22 protein-coding genes and 1 pseudogene are annotated in these 21,743 nt (G+C 39.8%); 20 read left to right on the top strand and 3 right to left on the bottom strand.

The annotated features are described in order from the left end of the window. Positions 1–192 precede the first annotated feature (192 nt). The 8 genes and pseudogenes from AC973_RS09620 (at position 193) to ftsH (ending at position 6,932) form a co-directional block, all read left to right on the top strand. Positions 193–671 (top strand): annotated as a pseudogene (locus tag AC973_RS09620) (NAD(P)H-binding protein). A gap of 39 nt (positions 672–710) precedes the next feature. Continuing rightward, positions 711–1,130, top strand: coding sequence for a MerR family transcriptional regulator (locus tag AC973_RS03585; RefSeq protein ID WP_048727406.1), 420 nt, complete (start codon positions 711–713; stop codon positions 1,128–1,130). Positions 1,131–1,206: 76 nt separating this feature from the next. Next, positions 1,207–2,073 carry an aldo/keto reductase gene (locus tag AC973_RS03580; RefSeq protein WP_048727403.1) on the top strand — a complete coding sequence of 289 codons (867 nt, stop codon included), beginning with the start codon at positions 1,207–1,209 and terminating at the stop codon, positions 2,071–2,073. Between the two features lie 194 nt (positions 2,074–2,267). After that, positions 2,268–2,705 carry a hypothetical protein gene (locus AC973_RS03575; protein ID WP_053083816.1) on the top strand — a complete coding sequence of 146 codons (438 nt, stop codon included), beginning with the start codon at positions 2,268–2,270 and terminating at the stop codon, positions 2,703–2,705. Between the two features lie 67 nt (positions 2,706–2,772). Then, positions 2,773–3,807, top strand: coding sequence for a zinc-binding dehydrogenase (locus AC973_RS03570; RefSeq protein WP_048727399.1), 1,035 nt, complete (start codon positions 2,773–2,775; stop codon positions 3,805–3,807). 108 nt (positions 3,808–3,915) lie between these two features. Beyond that, on the top strand, positions 3,916–4,125 hold the full coding sequence (locus tag AC973_RS03565) for a hypothetical protein (protein ID WP_048727397.1): 210 nt from the start codon (positions 3,916–3,918) through the stop codon (positions 4,123–4,125). 200 nt (positions 4,126–4,325) lie between these two features. Beyond that, complete coding sequence (gene dcd / locus AC973_RS03560) at positions 4,326–4,847, top strand: dCTP deaminase (protein ID WP_026466087.1); 522 nt, start codon at positions 4,326–4,328, stop codon at positions 4,845–4,847. A 195-nt stretch (positions 4,848–5,042) separates the two neighbouring features. Continuing rightward, positions 5,043–6,932, top strand: a complete 1,890-nt coding sequence (gene ftsH, locus AC973_RS03555) for an ATP-dependent zinc metalloprotease FtsH (RefSeq protein WP_225968925.1) — start codon at positions 5,043–5,045, stop codon at positions 6,930–6,932. Positions 6,933–7,237: 305 nt separating this feature from the next. Here the strand turns inward: ftsH and AC973_RS09890 are convergent, their stop codons facing one another. After that, positions 7,238–7,438, bottom strand: a complete 201-nt coding sequence (locus AC973_RS09890) for a hypothetical protein (RefSeq protein WP_154836827.1) — start codon at positions 7,436–7,438, stop codon at positions 7,238–7,240. A gap of 77 nt (positions 7,439–7,515) precedes the next feature. Further along, complete coding sequence (locus AC973_RS03550; RefSeq protein ID WP_048727392.1) at positions 7,516–7,875, bottom strand: hypothetical protein; 360 nt, start codon at positions 7,873–7,875, stop codon at positions 7,516–7,518. 171 nt (positions 7,876–8,046) lie between these two features. On the opposite strand from AC973_RS03550, the gene AC973_RS03545 reads away from it, so the two are divergent. The 12 genes from AC973_RS03545 to xerC all read left to right on the top strand — a co-directional run bounded on the left by AC973_RS03545 (position 8,047) and on the right by xerC (position 20,821). Continuing rightward, complete coding sequence (locus tag AC973_RS03545; protein WP_048727389.1) at positions 8,047–9,960, top strand: ABC-F family ATP-binding cassette domain-containing protein; 1,914 nt, start codon at positions 8,047–8,049, stop codon at positions 9,958–9,960. 62 nt (positions 9,961–10,022) lie between these two features. Further along, a complete protein-coding gene (locus AC973_RS03540; protein ID WP_048727386.1) occupies positions 10,023–10,976 on the top strand; it encodes a thymidylate synthase in 954 nt (317 codons plus the stop codon). Positions 10,977–11,031: 55 nt separating this feature from the next. Continuing rightward, on the top strand, positions 11,032–11,535 hold the full coding sequence (locus AC973_RS03535) for a dihydrofolate reductase (RefSeq protein ID WP_048727384.1): 504 nt from the start codon (positions 11,032–11,034) through the stop codon (positions 11,533–11,535). A 17-nt stretch (positions 11,536–11,552) separates the two neighbouring features. Further along, positions 11,553–12,206: a YpmS family protein gene (locus AC973_RS03530; protein ID WP_048727382.1), complete on the top strand. Its 654-nt coding sequence runs from the start codon at positions 11,553–11,555 to the stop codon at positions 12,204–12,206. A gap of 24 nt (positions 12,207–12,230) precedes the next feature. Next, complete coding sequence (locus AC973_RS03525) at positions 12,231–12,464, top strand: YozE family protein (protein WP_016897095.1); 234 nt, start codon at positions 12,231–12,233, stop codon at positions 12,462–12,464. Positions 12,465–12,522: 58 nt separating this feature from the next. Then, positions 12,523–14,094, top strand: a complete 1,572-nt coding sequence (locus AC973_RS03520; RefSeq protein WP_048727379.1) for a S41 family peptidase — start codon at positions 12,523–12,525, stop codon at positions 14,092–14,094. Positions 14,095–14,188: 94 nt separating this feature from the next. After that, positions 14,189–14,749, top strand: a complete 561-nt coding sequence (gene lepB, locus AC973_RS03515; protein ID WP_048727376.1) for a signal peptidase I — start codon at positions 14,189–14,191, stop codon at positions 14,747–14,749. Positions 14,750–14,854: 105 nt separating this feature from the next. After that, complete coding sequence (ylqF, locus tag AC973_RS03510; protein ID WP_026466079.1) at positions 14,855–15,730, top strand: ribosome biogenesis GTPase YlqF; 876 nt, start codon at positions 14,855–14,857, stop codon at positions 15,728–15,730. Further along, on the top strand, positions 15,731–16,540 hold the full coding sequence (locus tag AC973_RS03505; protein ID WP_082148226.1) for a ribonuclease HII: 810 nt from the start codon (positions 15,731–15,733) through the stop codon (positions 16,538–16,540). 67 nt (positions 16,541–16,607) lie between these two features. Next, a complete protein-coding gene (gene dprA, locus AC973_RS03500) occupies positions 16,608–17,528 on the top strand; it encodes a DNA-processing protein DprA (protein WP_225968924.1) in 921 nt (306 codons plus the stop codon). A 195-nt stretch (positions 17,529–17,723) separates the two neighbouring features. After that, positions 17,724–19,802, top strand: coding sequence for a type I DNA topoisomerase (topA, locus tag AC973_RS03495; protein WP_048727369.1), 2,079 nt, complete (start codon positions 17,724–17,726; stop codon positions 19,800–19,802). An 83-nt stretch (positions 19,803–19,885) separates the two neighbouring features. Further along, positions 19,886–20,821 carry a tyrosine recombinase XerC gene (gene xerC, locus AC973_RS03490; RefSeq protein ID WP_048727367.1) on the top strand — a complete coding sequence of 312 codons (936 nt, stop codon included), beginning with the start codon at positions 19,886–19,888 and terminating at the stop codon, positions 20,819–20,821. 53 nt (positions 20,822–20,874) lie between these two features. Here the strand turns inward: xerC and plsY are convergent, their stop codons facing one another. Then, the gene (plsY, locus tag AC973_RS03485; RefSeq protein ID WP_048727364.1) at positions 20,875–21,477 is read right to left on the bottom strand and encodes a glycerol-3-phosphate 1-O-acyltransferase PlsY; all 603 of its coding nucleotides are present in this window, start codon (positions 21,475–21,477) and stop codon (positions 20,875–20,877) included. Positions 21,478–21,743: the final 266 nt, after the last annotated feature.

Here is a 21,743-nt window from a genome sequence, read left to right as displayed (position 1 = left end):
AGTATGATCGGTGAATGACTTACTCAGATTGTTTCGAAACCTGGGTCAGATGGTATTAATGTTTGATTTACACTTGTTTAGAAATACATCGATGAAAAATTTGGAGGTAGAAAAATGACTAAGAAAGTATTAATTATGGTAGCCAATGGTCAAATTGCTCAATTCATTGAAGAACGTGTATTATCGTAGGGAATCATTTTCCAAATTTCATTTACCTTTTTTTTACGGAATAAATCCCGATTAAGTCACTATGCCAATAATGACCATGTCACATTAATTGAGATAGTTTAGATAGTCCAGTTGATATCCAAGCAGCAGGCGTGGACCGTTTAGTCTATACCAACGTCTTGGGTATTTACGATGAAGTGCCTGGTGAATATGGACGCTAGAATAAAGTAATGATTAGCAATGGTTTGCCATCGGCGTTAATTTCCGATGAAATCATGGTGAGGTCTGATATAAATTATACAACCCTTAGATTACCTTGGTTAAATGACCGAGGAATTAAATACGTAATTACCCATAAAAAACCCTATCTTGGTGTATCTGGTTCATGAAAAAGTATGACAGGTGTAGTTTTACAAATTATCGCTGATTCAAGTTTCCTATCATACGACAGTGCAGGTATTCCTGATCCAGATATTCACGGGGGAGACCGTCCAGTATATTAACATTAGAAATAAAAAAATAATGAATAGGGGTGAATAGAAGTGAATATAAAAAAAGCTGCGGAAATGTTTGATTTAACTGTAGATACTTTAAGATACTACGAACGTGTTGGTGTTATACCACCCGTTCACCGTAATGAGAGTGGTTATCGAGATTTTACAACCAATGATTTAAATTGGATTTTTCTAGCAAAAAGTTTGCGAACTGCTGGCTTGTCGATTGAATCATTAATCGAATTTGCCCAGTTGGCCCAGTTGCGTAAAACAGAAAATGTCGAATTTGCTCAGAAACAAATATTAGCCGATCAGTTAGGAGAATTAGATGCCAAATTGGCAGAAATGAAAGAGGTTAGAGATTTACTCGTATATAAAATCGATACTTATGATGACCACATCGCAAAATTTAAATCCGGAGAAATAACTGCTGATAAAGTTGAAAAAATTTGGGAACGTAAAAAGTAGAATGTTTTACTTGCTATGGACTTCACTTCAAGGTTTAGGATACAAGATGTAAAGAAAATTTGAGGAGGAACGTGAAATGCAAACAATCACTTTAAATAATGGTGTAGAAATACCACAACTAGGATTTGGGGTCTATCAAATTCCCTTAGAGGAAACAGCAGAAGCTGTTTATCAAGCAATAAAAGTTGGTTATCGTTTAATCGATACTGCAACTATTTATGGTAATGAAAGAGAAACAGGTCAAGGCATCAAACGAGCAATCGACGAAGGGTTGGTTAGGAGAGAGGACCTTTTTGTAACTTCCAAATTATTTATTCTTCAAGCCCCCGAAGAAAAGGCGGCTGAAACGATTGAACAATCTCTTAATGTAATGGGATTAGAGTATCTAGACCTATATTTGATTCACCAACCATATGGTGAAATATACGGTGCTTGGCGTGCATTAGTAGCTGGTCAAAAGTCTGGTAAATTACGTGCTATTGGAATTTCAAATTTTAAATCTTCAAAAATGATTGAATTTGTTGGCTTAAATGAAGTAACACCTCAAATCAATCAAATCGAAGTGAATCCATGGAATCAACGAATTGAAGATCAAGAATGGCATGAAAAATATGGCGTTCAAGTTGAAGCATGGGCACCATTTGCAGAAGGTCGTCATGATCTATTTACTAATCCTATATTAGCTGAAATTGGTAGACAATATGGAAAATCAATTGGACAAGTGGTTCTTCGCTGGTTAATTCAAAGGGGGATAGTGGCCTTAGCCAAATCAGTTCGCCCTGAACGGATGGCAGAGAATATAGATATTTTTGATTTTGAACTTTCATCAGAAGATGTAGAAAAAATCACAGCTTTAGACATGAAAGAATCTGCCTTCTTTGATCATGATGACCCGCAACAAGTAGAATGGTTCATGAATAGAATGGTGGATACAGAAGAATAATGATGAAGTTACTCAATTTACACACGAATATATAGCCAAGCGGTGAATAATAGACTGTGGCATCAGACATGTGAGATTGATGCTACAGTTTTTCTATGAAAATTAGCTGGCTACTTTCTATAATTACTTCTTAATACATAGATTAAACCTAATCTCGTGACGCAATAATCACAGTTTTTGTTAGGGTTTTTAAAATGAAAGATGTACTATTGTTAGTTGGCGCTGGTCAGTTAGGGATGGCCATTGCCGGTCGTGTAGGTTTTAACTATAAGATTCTAATTGGTGACAAAAAAATTGACAATGTCATCGCGATTGCGGATACTTTGAAGGGGGCTGGATATGATATTGTAGCCACTGAAATTGGTAAAGCGGATAAGGATTCAATCGCCACTTTTATTGAAAAAGGGCAATCCTACGGTGAAATTGACCTGTTGATTAATGCAGCAAGTGTGTCCCCAAATCAAGGATTCATTAAAACCATTCTCAAGGTAGATTTGTATGGGATAGCCGTTTTGCTAGAAGAAGTGGCTAAACTAGCGTCAATCTTAATGAGTAGTGATGGCGCCTTTATTACCGGATCAGAATTCTTGATTGACGGCGTGGTAACAGAAACTTTTCATTATGGCAGTTGATATAGCGAATAATCAAACGAAATCATTTTGATAAAGAACATTGTAAAATCAGAAAGGGCGTAATAATATGAAAGCAGCAATTTTTAATGAACCAGGAAATATGACCGTCACTAACATGGATCGACCGCAAATTCAAGCACCACACGATGCCATTATCCGCGTTGTTCGTGCATGTGTTTGTGGATCCGACTTATGGTGGTACCGAGGTATTAATGATAAGGCTTCAGGCTCGCAAACAGGTCACGAAGCGATTGGAATTGTCGAAGAAGTTGGGGAAGCAGTTAAAAATGTCCAAGTAGGTGACTTTGTTATCGTACCATTTACCAATGGCTGTGGCCACTGCGCTGCATGTAAGGCAGGATTTGACGGCGATTGCACGACTTTCACTGGTGGCGCCTTAGGTTTCCAAGCTGAATACCTACGTTATGTATCAGGAGACTGGGGGCTTGTGAAAATTCCTGGCCAACCTAGTGACTATTCTGCAGATATGTTGAAGTCATTTACCACCTTGGCAGACGTTATGGCTACCGGTTATCATGCCGCTGTCACTGCTGAAGTGAAAGCTGGCGATACAGTAGTCGTTGTGGGTGACGGGGCAGTTGGTTTGTGTGGTGTTATCGGGGCTAAATTATTAGGCGCTGAACGCATTATTATCATGAGTCGTCACAAAGACCGCCAAGATTTAGCCCTTGAATTTGGGGCAACTGACATTGTTGCTGAGCGTGGAGACGAAGGGATCAACCGAATCATGGAATTGACTGGCGAAGGTGCTGACGCTGTTTTAGAGTGTGTCGGTTCACAATTAGCCGTTGAAACTGCCGTTCAATTGGCGCGTCCAGGTGCCGTCGTTGGCCGGGTTGGTGTGCCACATATCGATGAATTAGATACCAATAAATTATTCTGGAAAAACATCGGCCTTCGTGGTGGCCGTGCAGCTGTGACAACCCATGACCGTGCAGTCTTATTAGATGCAGTTCTTGATGGGCGCATCAATCCAGGTAAGGTATTCAACATGTCCTTTGATTTAGATGACGTGCAAGAAGCTTATGCAGCAATGGACGAACGCCGTGCCATTAAATCTTTACTCGTTATTTCTGACTAACTAAATTACCATTTCCCCCTAAATGATTCACCTGTATACGGTCTGAATAGTCTTTGACAAGGATTAGATTCATATGATATATGTGATAAAAACTTAGGGAGTTTTATTTTGGAAAAAGAACAACGAATTCAACTCTTGCAAGATATTGTGAAAATTAAATTGGTCAATGTCAATGCCAATGAGAAAGAAGTGGCTAATTACCTATCTGACCTGTTTGCAAGATATGATATTGAAACCCAACAAATGGTAGCATCCGAGTCCTTGGTACAGTTGGTGAAGAAAAATTACCCATCAATTAAACGAATATGTATGTGTTGAAGACTATTTAGGAAAAATCGTTTTATTCAAAGATGCTATCAAAGCCTATTTAAAATAATAAATGTTGTTAGCCGGAAGTGAATAGCTTCCGGTTTTTGCATGCACGGCTCATCTTCTTAGAAATCACCAGATCGAAACCGTCTTTCTTTTTGCCAAATTAAGGGTATAATGAAATAAAATAGTGAACAAAGGGTGAGTGTATGATTTTATCAGGGAAGAAAATTGCTGAGGAGCAAGGAACTGGCATTAAAATAACGCCATTTAATGAAAGTCAGGTTAATCCCAATTCTTATAACTTGAGACTCTCAAATGAATTGGCTTATTACGAAGATGATGTGTTGGATATGAAGAAAAAACCAACCTTAAAATCGATTCAAATTCCTGAAGAGGGTTATTTATTAGAACCAGGCAAATTGTATTTAGGCCGGACAGTAGAATATACTGAAACGGATAAATATGTACCCATGCTTGAAGGCCGTTCTTCAATCGGTCGATTAGGTTTATATATCCATGTAACGGCTGGTTTCGGGGATGTTGGTTTCTCTGGTTACTGGACCTTAGAAATGCACTGTTTACAGCCAATCCGCATCTATCCAAATGTTGAAATTTGTCAGATCTACTATCATACAATTAACGGTGAATATGATTTATACTCTTCTGGAAAATATGCTAATAACCAAGGGATTCAAGAATCCCGTTTATACCAAGATTTTATCAAATAAAGCGTCAGTCCAATTGTGAATATTTTGTGAAGAAAAGCCATGAATATGGCTTTTTTTGTGAAAGCAAGTATACTTTGACCAAACCTGACTTTGTATGCGTTATAATATATTTGTAGTTAAGGAGTGTAGAATCTGACAAGGATGTCAGGTCTAAATAACTTATATATTTTTGACAAAATGAGTAGGAGTGAATATATGAGCAAAAATAGAAAACAGAATAAAAATCGGAAGAAAGGGTTTAATTTTGGGAACTCACCTAATGGTGGTGGTTATTTCAACTTTATGAATGCCTTCTGGTGGATAATATTGGTAATCCTTGGTTTGAATTTATTATTCCCAGCCATTACTGGGATGCAGGTAGAAGAAGTTCCTTATTCTTCATTTGTGAGCCAAGTAGATGCTGGCCAGGTAGAAAGTGTTGAAATTAATCAATATGATTTAACTTGGACCGCTGAAACGGACGGCGAAACGCAAGTATATACCACTGGTAAGGTGGATGATCCTGATTTAGTTAACCGTTTGGAATCGAACAATGTGACTTACCAAACGGAAATCTATCAACCAACGTCACCATTTATCTCATTCTTACTGACCTTTATTTTACCGTTTGCTGTGATTTATTGGTTAATGCGTAAACTAATGCAGAAGATGACAGGTAGTTCTGATTCTAAGATTGACCTTTCAGGTGGTGGTGGCTTTGGTGGCATGAACTTTGGTAAATCAGATGCCAAAATTTATGTGAAATCAGATAATTCACGAAACTTTAAAGATGTGGCTGGTCAAGATGAAGCCAAAGAGTCTTTGGTTGAAGTGGTAGATTACTTGAAGGAACCGAAGAAATACCAAGAAATTGGTGCCCAAGCACCGCGTGGTGTCTTACTAGTAGGTCCTCCTGGGACAGGTAAAACTTTGATGGCCAAAGCCGTTGCTGGTGAAGCTGGTGTCCCATTCTTCTCTATCGCAGGTTCTGAATTTGTTGAGATGTTTGTTGGACGAGGGGCAGCTAAAGTGCGTGACCTCTTTAAACAAGCCAACGATAAAGCGCCATGTATCGTATTCATTGATGAGATTGATACTATTGGTAAATCTCGTGATAATTCTTATTCAACCAATGACGAACGTGAGCAGACTTTAAACCAGTTGCTTACTGAAATGGATGGGTTCGAAGGCGACAAGGGTGTTATCATCCTAGCTGCAACTAACCGCCCTGAATCATTAGATAAAGCCTTGTTACGTCCTGGCCGTTTTGACCGTCAAGTGTCTATGGAATTGCCCGACTTAAAAGGCCGTGAAGAAATTCTTCGTGTCCACGCTAAAGAATATAAGATGGGTCAAAATATCGATTACCGTTACATCGCCCGTGCGACTGCCGGGGCATCCGGAGCGGACCTTGCCAATATCATTAACGAAGCGGGGCTGCGTGCCGTTCGTAACAAGCACAAGGAAATTAGCCAAATTGACTTGGATGAATCGGTAGATGTTGTCTTAGCTGGTCAAATCAAGAAGAACGATATCTTATCGCCAGAAGAACGTCGCGTCGTTTCTTACCACGAAATTGGTCACGCCCTTGTTGCGGCCCAACAATCTGGTTCAGCGCCAGTTGAGAAGATTACGATTATACCGCGTACGTCAGGTGCCCTTGGGTATACCATGCAGGTTGAAACGGGAGAGAAATCACTTTACACCAAACAAGAGTTGTACAATCAATTGATGACCCTTGCAGGGGGACGTGCCGCTGAAGAAGTGGTCTTTGGTGAAATCACTACCGGGGCTTCAAATGATATTGAAAAAATGACGAAAATTGCCCGTTCTATGGTCACTCAATACGGGATGTCGGATACTTTCGGCATGATGCAATTGGAAAGTCGTACCAACCGTTACTTGTCTGACAATACACAGAGTCAGGTATCCGGTGGTACCGCTGAAAAAGCAGATCAAGAAGTCATTGAATTGATCAAACGTGCCCATCAAGAAGCCGGCGAAATCTTGATGAATAACCGCGAAAAATTGGACGAGCTGTCTGAATACTTAATTCAGGAAGAAACCATTACCGGTCAACAATTCATGCAAATTTTAAATAAATAACAAGTAATATAAAAAACGTTCGTGAGATTTTCACGAACGTTTTTTAAGGTTTATTTTGAAAGATTTCAACTACATTATAGTAGGTAGCCAATTAATCAAGACATTTCCCAAACCTGTAGCACCTGCAAAATAGATGAATGTAGGCAGTGGTTTAGAGAAGGACAGAACAGATTTTTGGTAAACTCGCTCAGGAATAAAAGCTTGGACGAATAGGTCGCCGTAATGCCTAAAGATTAAAAAGCATAGGATGGACCCGATGATAAGAAAGGTCACGGATGCGGCAAAGCCAGCAACTGGTCCGTAGGCTAGAACATGACTAAACCGGGTAAGTTACATGGAATAACAGCGACAATGTTATTTAGAAGGAATCCGGTCCAGCCCATATTGAGGGCGAAGTTTTTAAGTGATTCGGCAGAACCAAACCAGAGTAGCCAGTAGCCAGCGAATAAAACAAGGGCTAGCAAGGCAATGACCACATAAGTAATCTTTCGGATGGTTTCTTTCAATTTTACGCTTATATTTGGGACTGGTATTCTTCAGTGTTAGTGGATATATCTTTATTTTGCATTCTAATGCCTCCATACTATAGGTATTTCATTAGTAATAGGGCTATGATGATACCGGCAATTGATGTGAAAATTCTTTGTGTATGGTAGTCTTTTGCTTGATTATCTGGCGCTTCGATGGGTTCGATGACGCCATCAACTTCGATAAAGCCGCCAGCTTGTGCATGCTTGTCCTTTTTCCGCCATTGCCATAAGTTATAAATACTGCGGACTAGTAAGATGATTGACAGAATCAATAATAATGTCGGGAAGAGTTGGATAAATAATTTCGTGAAGAATATGAATAGGAAAATGATTAGGGCTAATACCAGAATCAGACCGAGACAGCCTAAACCTGAGGACCCGTTGTATACATAGACACGACGTTTGTTATTCATGAGTGGTCACCTCCAATAGGAATTAATTGGTTTATTATACCGGATTATTGCAATTTTGGAAAATGATAGTCATTATTTATCAGCCTTAAAGATAAGAATTGCTAAAGCATTCTGAATACCCTTGTTATATGGTAAAATAAAACAGAATGAACGGAGAGGACTAGGTTATATATGAAAGATTATAAAGCGTTAAATTGGTCAAAAACATATGGCATGAAACAACTATTAAATGATGTTTCCTTTTTAATTAGAGAAGGGCAACACGTTGGTTTGGTTGGGGCCAATGGTTCAGGTAAGACCACCTTATTAAATATTATTGCGGGGAAATCTAGCCTAGATCAAGGGCAGATCGAACATCCAAAAGATTTTACAGTGGGCATTGTCACTCAAGATCCAGAGCTAGATGAAAGCCAAACGATTTTTGAGGCTGTTTATCACTCTGAAAGTCCTATCGTCCAATTAGTTGGTCGGTATGAAGAAATTACCTTAGACTTGCAATTAGATCCAGAAAATAGCCAATTACAAAAGAAATTTCAGCAGATTGAGCAAGAAATGAATGCGCAAAACGCTTGGACTTTGGATACGACAATCCAAACGATCTTATCTAAATTGGGTATTCATGACCTAACCCAAGAAGTGAAAGTCTTGTCTGGGGGCCAACGGAAACGGGTCGGTTTGGCTAAAGTTTTGATTGAAGAACCGGATTTGTTACTGATGGACGAGCCTACCAACCACTTGGATTTTGAAATGGTGGAATGGTTAGAAAACTACATTGCTAATTACAAGAAATCAGTCCTAGTTGTAACCCATGACCGGTACTTCTTAGACCAAATCACGACACATATCTTTGCTTTGGACCGGGGTGACTTGAAGCAATACGAGGGTAATTACCAAATTTATTTGGAAAAATTGCAGTCTGAGCATGAAATTGAAGCAGCAACTATGGCAAAACAAAAGAAATTGTACAAGAGTGAGTTGGCTTGGATGCGTAAAGGGGCTAAAGCTAGAACCACTAAACAACAAGCCCGCATTCACCGGTTTGAAAACTTGAAAGAAAAAGTAAGCCAAACAACAGATGATAGCGAATTGACAGTGGACTTGGATACTCAACGGTTGGGTAATAAAGTCCTTGAATTCGATAACTTAACGGTAGGTTACCCAAATAAGCCCTTAATCACCAATATCAATCTATTATTACAGAATAAAGAGCGTATCGGGATAATCGGGGATAATGGGGCTGGTAAAACGACCTTCCTAAACACCATTGCTGGCATACAAGCGCCACTTTCAGGTGAAGTAAAAATGGGTGAAACGGTCCGTATCGCCTACTTCCAACAAATCCCTACTGACCTACCAGAAGACAAACGGGTGATCAACTACGTGCAGGAAATCGCTTCTGAGTACGTTTATGATGACGGGAGCCAAGCATCTGCAGCGCAAATGCTAGAGCAATTCTTGTTCCCCCGTGAATCGCATGGCATGTTAATTGGCACGCTATCAGGTGGGGAAAGAAAACGACTGTACCTATTGAAGATATTGATGACTAGACCCAATGTCTTACTTTTAGACGAACCGACAAACGATTTAGATATTGATACCTTATCTGTCTTAGAAGACTACCTAGAGACCTTCCAAGGAGCTGTGATTACCGTTTCCCATGATCGGTATTTCCTAGACAAGGTGGTTGAGAAGCTTATCATTGTGGACAGCTTGGACAATACAGTACAATTATTCTATGGTAACTACCATGACTATAGAGACGCAATGAAACAAGCAAAAAATCAACCCAGTCAATCGCAAAAAGTGTCCAGTCAAAGTAAGCCAAACAACCAAGCTACTGAGTCAGTGACAGAAGAGTCACCAAAAGCTAAGCGAATGTCTTGGCAAGAGAAGAAAGATTGGGCCGTTATTGAGAGTGAAATTGAACAATTAGAAATGGATATTGAAGACATTGACCAGGCAATGAACGAAAACGGAAATGATTACGGCAAACTATCCGAATTGCAATTAGAGAAAGATAGCAAAGAAAATGATTTGCTTGAAAAAATGAGCTACTGGGAATACCTATCTACATTAGAAAATTAGTATCAGAAAATTTATGATGAAATAAAAAAACAAGAAGTTGATTCAAATTAAATTAGGGGGCAATGAGTTTGGCAAAGCAATACTTAGATTTTCTACAACACATTTTAGATAATGGACAAGATAAGAGCGACCGCACGGGTGTAGGTACCAGATCAGTTTTTGGTTACCAAATGCGCTTTGATTTAAGCGAAGGATTTCCTTTATTAACGACTAAAAAAGTACCTTTTGGTTTAATCAAGAGTGAATTGTTATGGTTCCTAAAAGGGGATACCAATATCCGCTATTTATTAGAAAATAACAATCATATCTGGGATGAATGGGCCTTTAAGCGTTGGGTTGAATCTGATGCTTATCAAGGACCAGATATGACGGACTTTGGTTTACGAGCTGACGCTGACCCAGAATTTAAAAAGATCTATCAAGAAGTGAAACAAGAATTTTGCCAACGCGTCTTAGAAGATGATGATTTCGCTAAAGAATTTGGTGAATTAGGGAATGTTTACGGTAAACAATGGCGTCATTGGAAGACACGTGAGGGTGATGCCATTGATCAAATTGCTAATATTATCGACCAATTGAAATATAACCCAGATTCACGTCGGATTATCCTTTCAGCTTGGAACCCAGAAGATGTGCCAGATATGGCTTTACCACCTTGTCATACAATGAGTCAATTCTACGTTCAAGATGGTAAGTTATCTTGCCAACTCTACCAACGTTCTGGCGATGCCTTTCTGGGTGTACCATTTAATATCGCCTCTTATGCTTTATTGACACATTTATTGGCACGTGAGGCAGGATTAGAGGTTGGTGACTATGTTCATACCTTTGGCGATGCGCATATTTACAACAACCATTTTGACCAAGTTAATGAACAATTAAGTCGTCAACCACTTGACCTACCAACTTTAGAAATTGGTGGCGAAGGTAAATCCATCTTTGATCTAGAAAAAGATGATATTAAAGTTAAAGGTTATAAAGCACATGATGCAATTAAGGCACCAGTAGCGGTATAATAATAGATAACAATCAAGACCTATTTCTGTCACAAGTTGATAAGGAGGAATTACTATGTTAATTGCAATCTGGGCACAAGATATCAACCATTTAATTGGAAAAGGTGGCAAACTACCTTGGCACTTACCAAACGACTTGAAGTTCTTTAAAGAACAAACAGTTGGTAAGACTGTTGTGATGGGGCGTAAGACATACGCAGGTTTGGATTATAAGCCGTTACCAAACCGTCACAATATTATTATTACCCGCCAAAAATCACCTTTTGAATCAGACTATGACCAAACGGATGTTGAATTAACCGATTCTATCGATAACATCTTGGCGCTAGCTGAAAAAGAAGATGTGATTATTATGGGTGGCCAGTCTATTTACCGCCTATTTTGGCCTTATATTTCTGAATTACGCGTGACAACAATTAACCATGAATTTGATGGGGATGTCCATTTTGACCCGAATCTAGATGACTTTGAAGCTTACGAGGTGATCGAAGGGGTGGTGGATGAGAAGAATGCCTACCCACACAAATTTGTATTCTACCGAAAAGAGGACGAGGACTAGAAGAAGGAGTAGGTTATTTGGCTAAACAAAATAACACTAAGACGAAGAGGCCATTAAATCCTTGGAAGTGGGCTTTTTGGTTATTACTATTGGCAATTTTGGTACCTGTAATTGCTTTATACCTGTATATACAAACAGCTGATCAAGAAACTGCCAGCGTGGGTGAACCAGCAACGACAGAAGAAGTGAGTGATGAAACGATCATAGCAGAAGCCAACCTGTCGACTGTTTCCTTCAACCGACTAGTATCAGCAGTGATCGGTGGGGATGATGTGCCTTATCAGTTAACGGTGGATGAACAAGTGTCATTTGCTGGTACGATAGACGCTTTGGGGACTAAAGTGGCTTATACCATGCAAGGGCAGCCGTCAGTCATGGAAGATGGGAATATCGCCATTGATGTGACCAATATTGAATTAGCGGGCTTACAATTGCCAACTTCAACAGTATTGGCTATCTTCCAATTGACCTTACCTACAGATTTACCGCTACAAGTGTTATCCGGTGAAGAGCAAATTATTATCCGATTGGACCAAGTGTCTCAAGACATGGATTTCGCTATCCGGGCCAGCGACATTGACTTAGCTAACGATGAAATCAACATCTTACTGGATGTGCCATTGAACTATATCGAGGAACAAATCGAGACACAGACGGAAGGTAACCAGTAATATAGTCAACAATAAGAAAGAGTGATGATTACGCAGTCCTTTTATCATTATGTACAAATATTTAGAAATGCCGATTTACTAGATAGTGACCAGCAGGCGCAGTTTGCTGAGCTGGTCTTTTTAGATGGCGATTTTCCGAAATCAGCTAGCGATTTTGAAACAATTAGCAATTATATTGAATTAAACCAGCGCTATTCTGACTACGTATCGACATTTGATGAAGTTTGGCAATCCTACGCCGATAAATACCAAGTGTAGGAGGAAATATTGGGTAAATATTTGAAACCAACATGTCTATCAGAAAGTAGTGAATCATATGTCAGAAAATGAAGATTTAAAAAACAAAGAAAATAATAAAAATAGCAATGAAGAATCAGATAAAATAGCAGTTACTGAGGAAGAAGTCCATTCAAGTGGTCGAGACGGACATGAGCTGGGTAATGACCAAAAACCTAAAAAACGCGGGGTTTCTTGGCTAGTATATATCCTGACCATCCTTATCGTTGGTGGGGGAACTTTTGTTGGGACATCTTACGTCTTAACTGGCCGTTTACCTGGTCAAAGTGTTATTACAGGGTCCTCAGGTACGGCTCTAACCACCAGTGAAATCCAAAAAATCCAAGCTGCCTTCTCTACAATTGTGGGAGACTACGTAGAAGATGTGGACCGGGATGCGGTTGTTGACGGGGCTATTTCTGGGATGACGCAAATCCTTGAAGACCCATATTCTCAGTATTTAACCGATCAATCAGCTCAACAATTAGATGAGACCATCGAAGGGTCATTTGAAGGTATCGGGGCTGAGATCATGGAAAAAGACGACTACATTCAAATTGTCAGCCCAATTAAAGGGTCCCCTGCTGAGGAAGCCGGCTTAATGGCTAATGATATCATCACAGCTGTAAACGGTGAATCCATCCAAGGTTATACCGCCACAGAAGCAGTCGCTTTAATCCGCGGTGAAGCAGGCAGTGATGTTGTTTTAAAGATTCAACGTGGTGAAGATACTTTTGACGTAACAGTCACTAGAGATACCGTTCCAATTCAAACCGTTTATTATGAAATGTTAGAAGGGCAAGATAACACTGGTTATGTTCAAATTACTAGTTTTTCGACTCCAACATACGACGAATTGGTTGCAGCTATTGAAGATTTAAGATCACAAGGAGCTGAGAAATTTGTCCTAGACGTTCGCAGTAACCCAGGTGGTTTATTAACTTCTGCCCTACAAATCGCCAATATGTTCCTAAATGATGGGGATACCATTATGCAAGTCCAAGAAAAAGATGCGGATCCTTACGTATATGAAGCATCAGACGCTGATTACGGCGACTTCCAAGTTGATGAAGATGTGGTCTTATTAGTAGACGAAGGGTCTGCTTCAGCTTCAGAAATCCTAGCTGCAGCTCTACAAGAATCTGCAGGTGTACCAGTAGTTGGTAGCCAAACATTTGGTAAGGGGACCGTGCAAAATGTCTTCTCCCTTGAATCTGATTCAGAACTGAAAATTACTATTGCCAAATGGTTAACACCAAATGGTACTTGGATCAATGAAACAGGGGTAACGCCGGATGTTGAAGCTAGCTTACCGGATTATGCATCTCTAACCTTAATTGATACGAGCCAAACTTACCAAGAGGGCGATGTTTCAGAAGCGATTCAAAATATTGAAGCGATTCTAGTGGCTTTAGGCTACCAAGATAGCCAAGTGGATGCTGTTTTTGCAGAGGATACAACTAGCGCTGTGCTAGCTTTCCAAGCGGACCAAGGACTCGCTGAAACAGGTGTGATTGATACGGAAACAGCAAGTGCCATGATTTCGGCTATCCAAGCATTAATCGCTTCTAATGACACCCAACTAGACAAAGCAGTAGAAGTTCTGGAATAATAAGGACAAAAGCGCTAAAATAGTAGGGTGCTATAGGTACAAATGACTATGCTAAAAGAATGGGTAATAGAACCCAGTGAAAAGGATTGACCTTATGAAAAAGTTTTTTGATGAAGTATTTTCAGTTGTGATTTCTGTTGTGATCGCGCTTGTTATCTTCTGGGTGGTTAAAACTTATTTTTTCTATCCCTTTAGAGTAGACGGCGATTCGATGGCTAACACAATGATAGATGGGGACCGGTTTGTCCTAAGTTTAACGGATGATATTGACCAGTCAGATATTGTCGTTTTCCCTGCACCAGATGGGTCTGGCGACGAGTATGTGAAACGGATTATTGGGGTTCCAGGTGACACGATTGAATACAAAGATGATGTTTTATATATCAACGACGAAGCAATCGATGAGCCTTATTTAGATTCTATTAAAGAAGACTACTTTGAACGATTCCCAGATGATTCTACTTTCACTAATGACTTCACGCTTGAAGAAATTACCGGTGAAACAACTGTCCCAGAAGGTATGTACTTCGTATTAGGAGACAACCGTGAAGTGTCTCATGACTCACGATACTTCGGCTTTATTGATGCTGATAGCGTGGAAGGAACTACCCACTTTAGATATTGGCCATTTTCCGACTTCGGTAGTGTACAATAAAGTAAATATAGAGTAAAAATAGATTTGAGATGTAAAAACAGTAGCAAATATGCATTAAAAAGTTGGCGCACTTAGCCAACTTTTTTACATGAAAGGAGCTTAACCATGGCACATATTCAATGGTATCCTGGCCATATGGCTAAGGCAAAAAAAGAGGTTCAAAGTCAACTGAGCGCTGTAGATATCGTCCTTGAAATTAGGGACGCTCGTATTCCAACAGCCAGCATGAACCCCATGTTAGATGAAATCATTAAAAATAAACGCCACATGATTGTTTTAAATAAACAAGATTTGGCCGACCCCCAACAAACCAAAGAGTGGGTCAAAGCTCTGAGCGGTGAAAACAAATTGGCCATTGCTTTGGATTCTAAAAAATTAGGGGACATGAAAATTTTCCGCCAAGCCCTAAAAGATTTCACCCAAGACATCCAAGACAAATGGCGCAACAAAGGTATTCTACACAAGTCGATCCGAGTAATGGTTATCGGGATTCCAAACGTTGGTAAATCAACCTTTATCAACCAGTTTACCAAGCAAAAGAAAGCCCAAGTAGGGAATAAACCAGGGGTTACTAAAGGCCAACAATGGATTAAAATAGATAAAGATTTTGAACTATTGGATACACCAGGTATTTTATGGCCGAAATTTGAAGACCAAGAAGTAGCTGACAAATTGGCCCTAACTGGTGGGATTAAAGACACCCATTTCTACAAGGATGATGTGGCTTTATTCGCCCTAGAATTCTTCCTACATCATTACCCGGATGCCATCAGCAACCACTACCCAATCAATGCCGAAGACGTCCATCCGCCTTATCCTGACCTACTGATGGCCTTAACCAAGCGTATGGGCATGTTAGAAGACTACGACCGCGCTTCAGACAAGATTATCCGTGACTATCGAGACGGTAAATTGGGCCGCATGACCCTAGACCGGATTGAAGAATACCAAATTTCAGAAAATATTGAGGTAAGTGATTAAATGACTGAGGAGAAAAAGACAGCCTTTGACCTCGCTGACTTAGGTAATTTAAAAATCGACCAAATTCAAGCCTACTTGGCCTCAAGTGAGGTTGATCCAGTCTACGTACAGGCCTTACGAGAAGATAGCCGCAAAGGGGTGCAAAACGCTTTATTACGCTATGACAAGGCCATAGTTAAGCAACAAGCCATCTTAGACCAGATTGAACAGCTGAAAACACGAGAAAACGAATTGCATCAACAAGGCTACCAATTGATAGCTGGGGTAGATGAAGTTGGACGTGGTCCTTTAGCTGGCCCGGTTGTGACAAGTGCCGTTATTTTGCCTAGTGACATGCCTCCTGTCTACTTTAATGATTCCAAACAGTTATCCCATGCAAAACGCCAAGCCTTGGTGGCGGACATTGAAAAATATGCCATTGCTAAGACAATCGGGATCCAAACAGCCCAAGAAATTGATCAAACCAACATCTTAATTGCCACAAAGCAAGCCATGATGTCTGCTTTAGATCAATTGAATCCGGCACCTGATTATGTCTTAATCGATGCTGTTCATTTGAATGACTACAAGAAGACGCCTCAAGAAGCTATTATCAAGGGCGACGCGACGGTTTATGCCATTGCAGCAGCCTCCATTTATGCTAAGGAATACCGGGATAAATTGATGGCAGAATACGCAGACTTATATCCAGGTTACGGCTTTGAAGCCAATGCTGGGTACGGGACTAAACAACACCTAGATGGCCTAGAAAAATACGGTCCAAGTCCTATTCACCGCAAGACTTTTGCGCCAGTGAAAAATTATGTATAAAAATCAATCAATCTAAATGGTCAAATTCAACCACCTCCTACGTATATACATGTAAAGGGGTGGTTTTTTGTTATTTGAAATTGAAAATCCGTATATGGATATGATGCTCAAAAATGAGGAAGATGTTTTAGCTATGACAGAATCTATGCTGGTTTATGCCTTTGAATCTGGTGTATTTACCTACCGGGAATTGGCCGATATGATTCAAGCCCAAGTGACTACACTTGAAGAATTAGACAGGCATATCCAAGGGCTTCAAGATACACAGAAATTAAAGGCCTGGGGTCGATTTAAGCAAAAGTATTCACTTGCTTATTTTAGAAAATTGTACAAAAGGTACCATATTCATCCGGTGACCATCCTTAGTACGCAAACATATCCAAAGGCCTTACTGCAAACCTACCAACCTAATTTAGTTTTATTTTGTCAGGGTGATTTAGCTATTTTTCAAAAACCTGCTATGGCTGTTGTAGGATCAAGAAAGATGTCTGTCTACGGTAAAGCAGCTATTGACCAGCTAATCCCTGAATTAAGTGAAGCCTTGGTCATTGTCTCTGGTTTAGCCAAAGGGGTGGATGCCTATACCCACCAAGCAGCCATGTCTGGGGGCGAAACCATTGCGGTTATCGGGACGGGCTTGCTGACTTCATACCCAAGTGACCACCACAAGTTGCAGGCAGAAATTGCCCATAATCATTTACTCGTTTCACCACTACCTAACCACGCTAAAATTCAACGCTGGCATTTCCCTTACCGAAATCTAGCTATTGCTGGACTCAGTCAAGCGACTATAGTTATTGAGGCGGCAGAAAAATCTGGTTCTTTAATTACGGCTAATTATGCATTACAAGAAAATAGACTAGTTTTTGCAGTGCCAGGACCTATTTCGAACCCTTTATCTGTAGGGACCAACCAATTAATTTACTACGGTGCAACACCGGCATTACAGGCTTCAGAAATCTTGCGCGACTTATTTTTCAATGTATAGAAAAACTTAATTTTTGCCTGTGAATTTTCCAACAAACAACTTTCTTCTATATATAATGTGCATATATTGCTTGCTTATTTTATCTTTAGGTTATATATTCATTTGTAGCTATTAATTTTCATATTTGACAAAAGCTATTCTTCTAGCATAATATGTAAAGCGATTTAGAAATGGATATCAGAAAGGAGCTTGTCGTTGGCATATAAATATTTAGTAATCGTAGAATCTCCGACGAAAGCCAAAACTATAGATAAGTACTTAGGCAGAAATTATAGAGTTGTAGCTAGCAAAGGTCATCTACGTGATTTACCAAAATCGCGTATGGGAATTGATCTTGAAAATGACTATGAACCGGACTACATCAACATCCGTGGTAAAGGGCCTTTAATCAAAGAGTTACGTAAAGATGCAAAGAAAGCTGAAAAAGTCTTTCTTGCGAGTGACCCGGACCGTGAAGGGGAAGCAATTGCTTTCCATTTAGCCCACATTTTAGGCTTAAACCCTGAAGACCCAATCCGTGTAACCTATAATGAGGTAACCAAAGAAGCTGTTAAAGAGGCGATCGCAAACCCACGTCCGATTAATATGGATCTAGTAGACGCCCAACAAGCACGTCGTGTGTTAGACCGTTTAGTAGGTTACAATTTATCCCCGATGTTGTGGAAGAAAGTGAAGAAAGGTTTATCCGCTGGTCGGGTACAATCCGTTGCTTTACATATGATTATCAATCGGGAAAATGAAATCCGCGCCTTCAAACCTGAAGAGTACTGGACAGTTGAAGGGTCATTTATTAAAGACCGTAAGACCTTTAAAGCTAACGCTTCAAAATTCAAGGGTAAAAAACTTGATTTGAAAAATGAATCGGATGTTAAAGCGTTCATGGCGGAAATTAAAACCCAAGACTTCACAGTTGAAAACGTAACGGAAAAAGAACGTAAGCGGAACCCGCAAAAATCTTTTACCACGTCATCAATGCAACAAGAAGCGGCGAAAAAATTAAACTTCCGGACTCGTAAAACTATGATGGTGGCCCAACAACTATATGAAGGAATCAAACTAGGTAGCGGAGCGCCAGTAGGTTTGATTACTTATATGCGTACCGATTCAACCCGTATCTCTGATTCAGCTAAAGCCGGTGCAAAAGCATATATTACCAATACTTATGGTAAGGAATACTTAGGTTACCAAGCAGCAAGCAAGAAAGCCCAAGGGTCTCAAGATGCCCATGAAGCGATTCGTCCTTCATCAGCTGACCGGACACCGGATGCTGTTAAAGATTACTTATCTCGTGATCAATTCCGCTTATATTCATTGATTTGGTCTCGTTTTATGGCCAGTCAAATGGCACCAGCCATCTATGACACTGTATCTGCTGATTTGGTACAAAACCAAGCGACTTTTAGAGCAAATGGTTCTAAAATTAAGTTTGAAGGTTACCAAAAAGTTTATACAGAAGCCAACAACAAAGATAATATCTTACCGGAATTAGTTAACGGTGAAACAGTGAAGTCTAAAGACTTAGAACCAAGTCAACACTTCACCCAACCACCAGCTCGCTATACTGAGGCTTCTTTAATCAAGAAACTAGAAGAAGATGGCGTTGGCCGTCCGTCAACATACTCACCAACCATCGAAACACTGATCAAGCGCTACTACGTAAAATTAGAAGCCAAACGATTTGAACCAACTGAACTAGGTGAAATTGTTGATAAGATGATTGCTGAATTCTTCCCAGAAATCGTGGATACGTCATTTACAGCTGATCTTGAAAAAGAATTAGATGAAATCGAAACGGACCAAAAAGAATGGGTTGAAGTTATCGATGCCTTCTTTAAACCATTCCATAAAGAGCTGGAAAAAGCTGAAGTGGAAATGGAAAAAATTGAAATCAAAGATGAACCAGCTGGCTTTAAATGTCCTATCGATGGCGGTGAAATGGTCATTAAAATGGGTCGTTTCGGGAAATTCTATGCCTGCGCCAACTTCCCAGACTGTCGCCACACCGAAGCTATTGTGAAAGAAATCGGTGTAACTTGTCCGAAATGTCATGAAGGTCAAGTAGTTGAACGTAAATCGAAGAAAAATCGTATCTTCTACGGTTGCTCTAGATACCCAGACTGTGACTTTACTGACTGGAACAAACCAGTCGCTCGTGCATGTCCAAAATGTGACCATTACTTGGTTGAAAAGAAAATCCGTGGTGGTAAACAAATCGTTTGTCCAAACGGTGACTATGAAGAAGACGTGCAAAAAGGTGAAGCAGTAGAAGCTTAAGACTTCTAAAAATAGTGACAAAATTTGAAAACATCCTTTTCATTGTGGTATATTTTAGCCACTACTAGAGAGGGTGTTTTTTAATGCCAACAGATGACTTTAAAGGCTTATTCAGCGACTATTTAGCCCATGAAAGACAGTATTCACCGGAAACCATCAAGGCCTATATGTCTGATTTAGAGAACTTTCAAGCCTTTATGAAGGATGCGGGTATAGACCAATTAGACCAAGTGGCTTACAGGGATATCCGGATCTATTTAGGTAATTTGCAGCGAGACGGTCTGTCAAGGAAATCTATTTCCCGCCACCTATCCAGTTTGCGTTCTGCGTACAATTTGCTGCTTGACCGTGAATTAGTCAGTGAAAATCCCTTTAATTATGTGAAAACTGCTAAAACAGGCCTTAAATTGCCTGATTTTTTCTATGAATCAGAAATTCAGTCATTATTTGATTCGGTTCAAGGAAACGATCCGATTGCCCTTAGAAACCGCGCCTTATTAGAATTCTTATATGGAACAGGAGCCCGGGTTTCTGAAGTAAGAGACTTAGCCATCAATCAAGTCGACCTAACAGCAGATATGGTCCTCTTACGCGGGAAAGGCAACAAAGACCGTTATGTACCAATCGGGTCATTTTGCCACGATGCCTTAGTAGATTACCTGGAAAATGGCAGAAGCCAACTCATGGCTAAGGGCCATTTTGATGATACAGAACACGCGTTCGTATTCGTCAACTACAAGGGCGAACAGTTGACTAGCCAAGGGATTGCTTACATTTTAGACCAAATTGTCAAAAAGTCAGCCACTACTTTGTCCATCCATCCCCATAAATTGCGGCATTCATTTGCCACTCATTTACTCAACAATGGGGCGGATATAAGAACTGTTCAAGAACTACTAGGCCATGCTTCCTTATCCACGACACAAATCTACACCCATTTATCAAAAGAAAAATTACGGGATAACTACCTACAGTTTCACCCCCATGCCAAACAGAAAAAAGAGCATCCCAAAGATTAGCTTGTTGAAGTGCTAATCTGGGATCGCTCTTTATTTTATTGATTTTGATTCATTTATTTTTTCTTGGCTTTGTTTAAACCAAAGGGCACTTTTGACTCTGTCCCTTGACGAATCCGTTTAATGTTATCTTTATGACGGACAACAACCAGGATTAAGACTAAAACAGCCGCAATTGTTAAGCCCAAGTCTTGGTAGAATAAGCTTAAAATCGTTGCAAAAATCACCGCAAAGATAGAAGAGAAGCTTACCATACTCGTGATGAATAAGGATACAAAGAATGATGCGATTGAAATCAAGGCAAATACCGGATGATAGGCTAAAACTACACCAAATGAGGTTGCCACTGCTTTACCACCATTAAATTTAAGGAATAGTGGGAATGAATGACCAACGATGGCCATACCACCAAATAGTAAAGGGTGTAAGCCAGGATTCAACCAGATCGCCAGTAAGACGGGGATAGCCCCTTTTACCATATCACAGATGAAAACAAGGACGCCTCCAATGGTACCAAAAGCTCGGAAGGCATTTGTCGTACCGATATTTCCTGAGCCGAATTGGCGAATATCTTTTTTATAGATGAGTTTGCCGACAACTAAACCAAAGGGAATAGACCCCAATAGGTAAGCGACGATTAGTAATAGAATCGTTAACATGATTTAATTCCTTTCAATAAATCTATAGACTCCCTATATTATATCATTAATTCAAAGGAATACAGTTATATGAGACAAATTTAAATATTGCAAACTTAATTAGCTAGTTATGAAAATCAAAAATTTTCCCAAGAATATTTTCTTTCTTTCGAATATTTTAGGCTATAATGGATGAGTTACCCGCAAATAAATGGGCCTATTGATATTGATTCTATTTGGCAAATCAGCGGTTTTAATATATGATGAAAAAGATTGAAAGTGGGGTA

Origin of the sequence: Carnobacterium sp. 1290_CSPC, assembly GCF_001053265.1 — a bacterium.
GTDB classification, from domain to species: domain Bacteria; phylum Bacillota; class Bacilli; order Lactobacillales; family Aerococcaceae; genus Aerococcus; species Aerococcus urinaeequi.
This window is presented reverse-complemented; position numbering and strand designations above follow the sequence as displayed.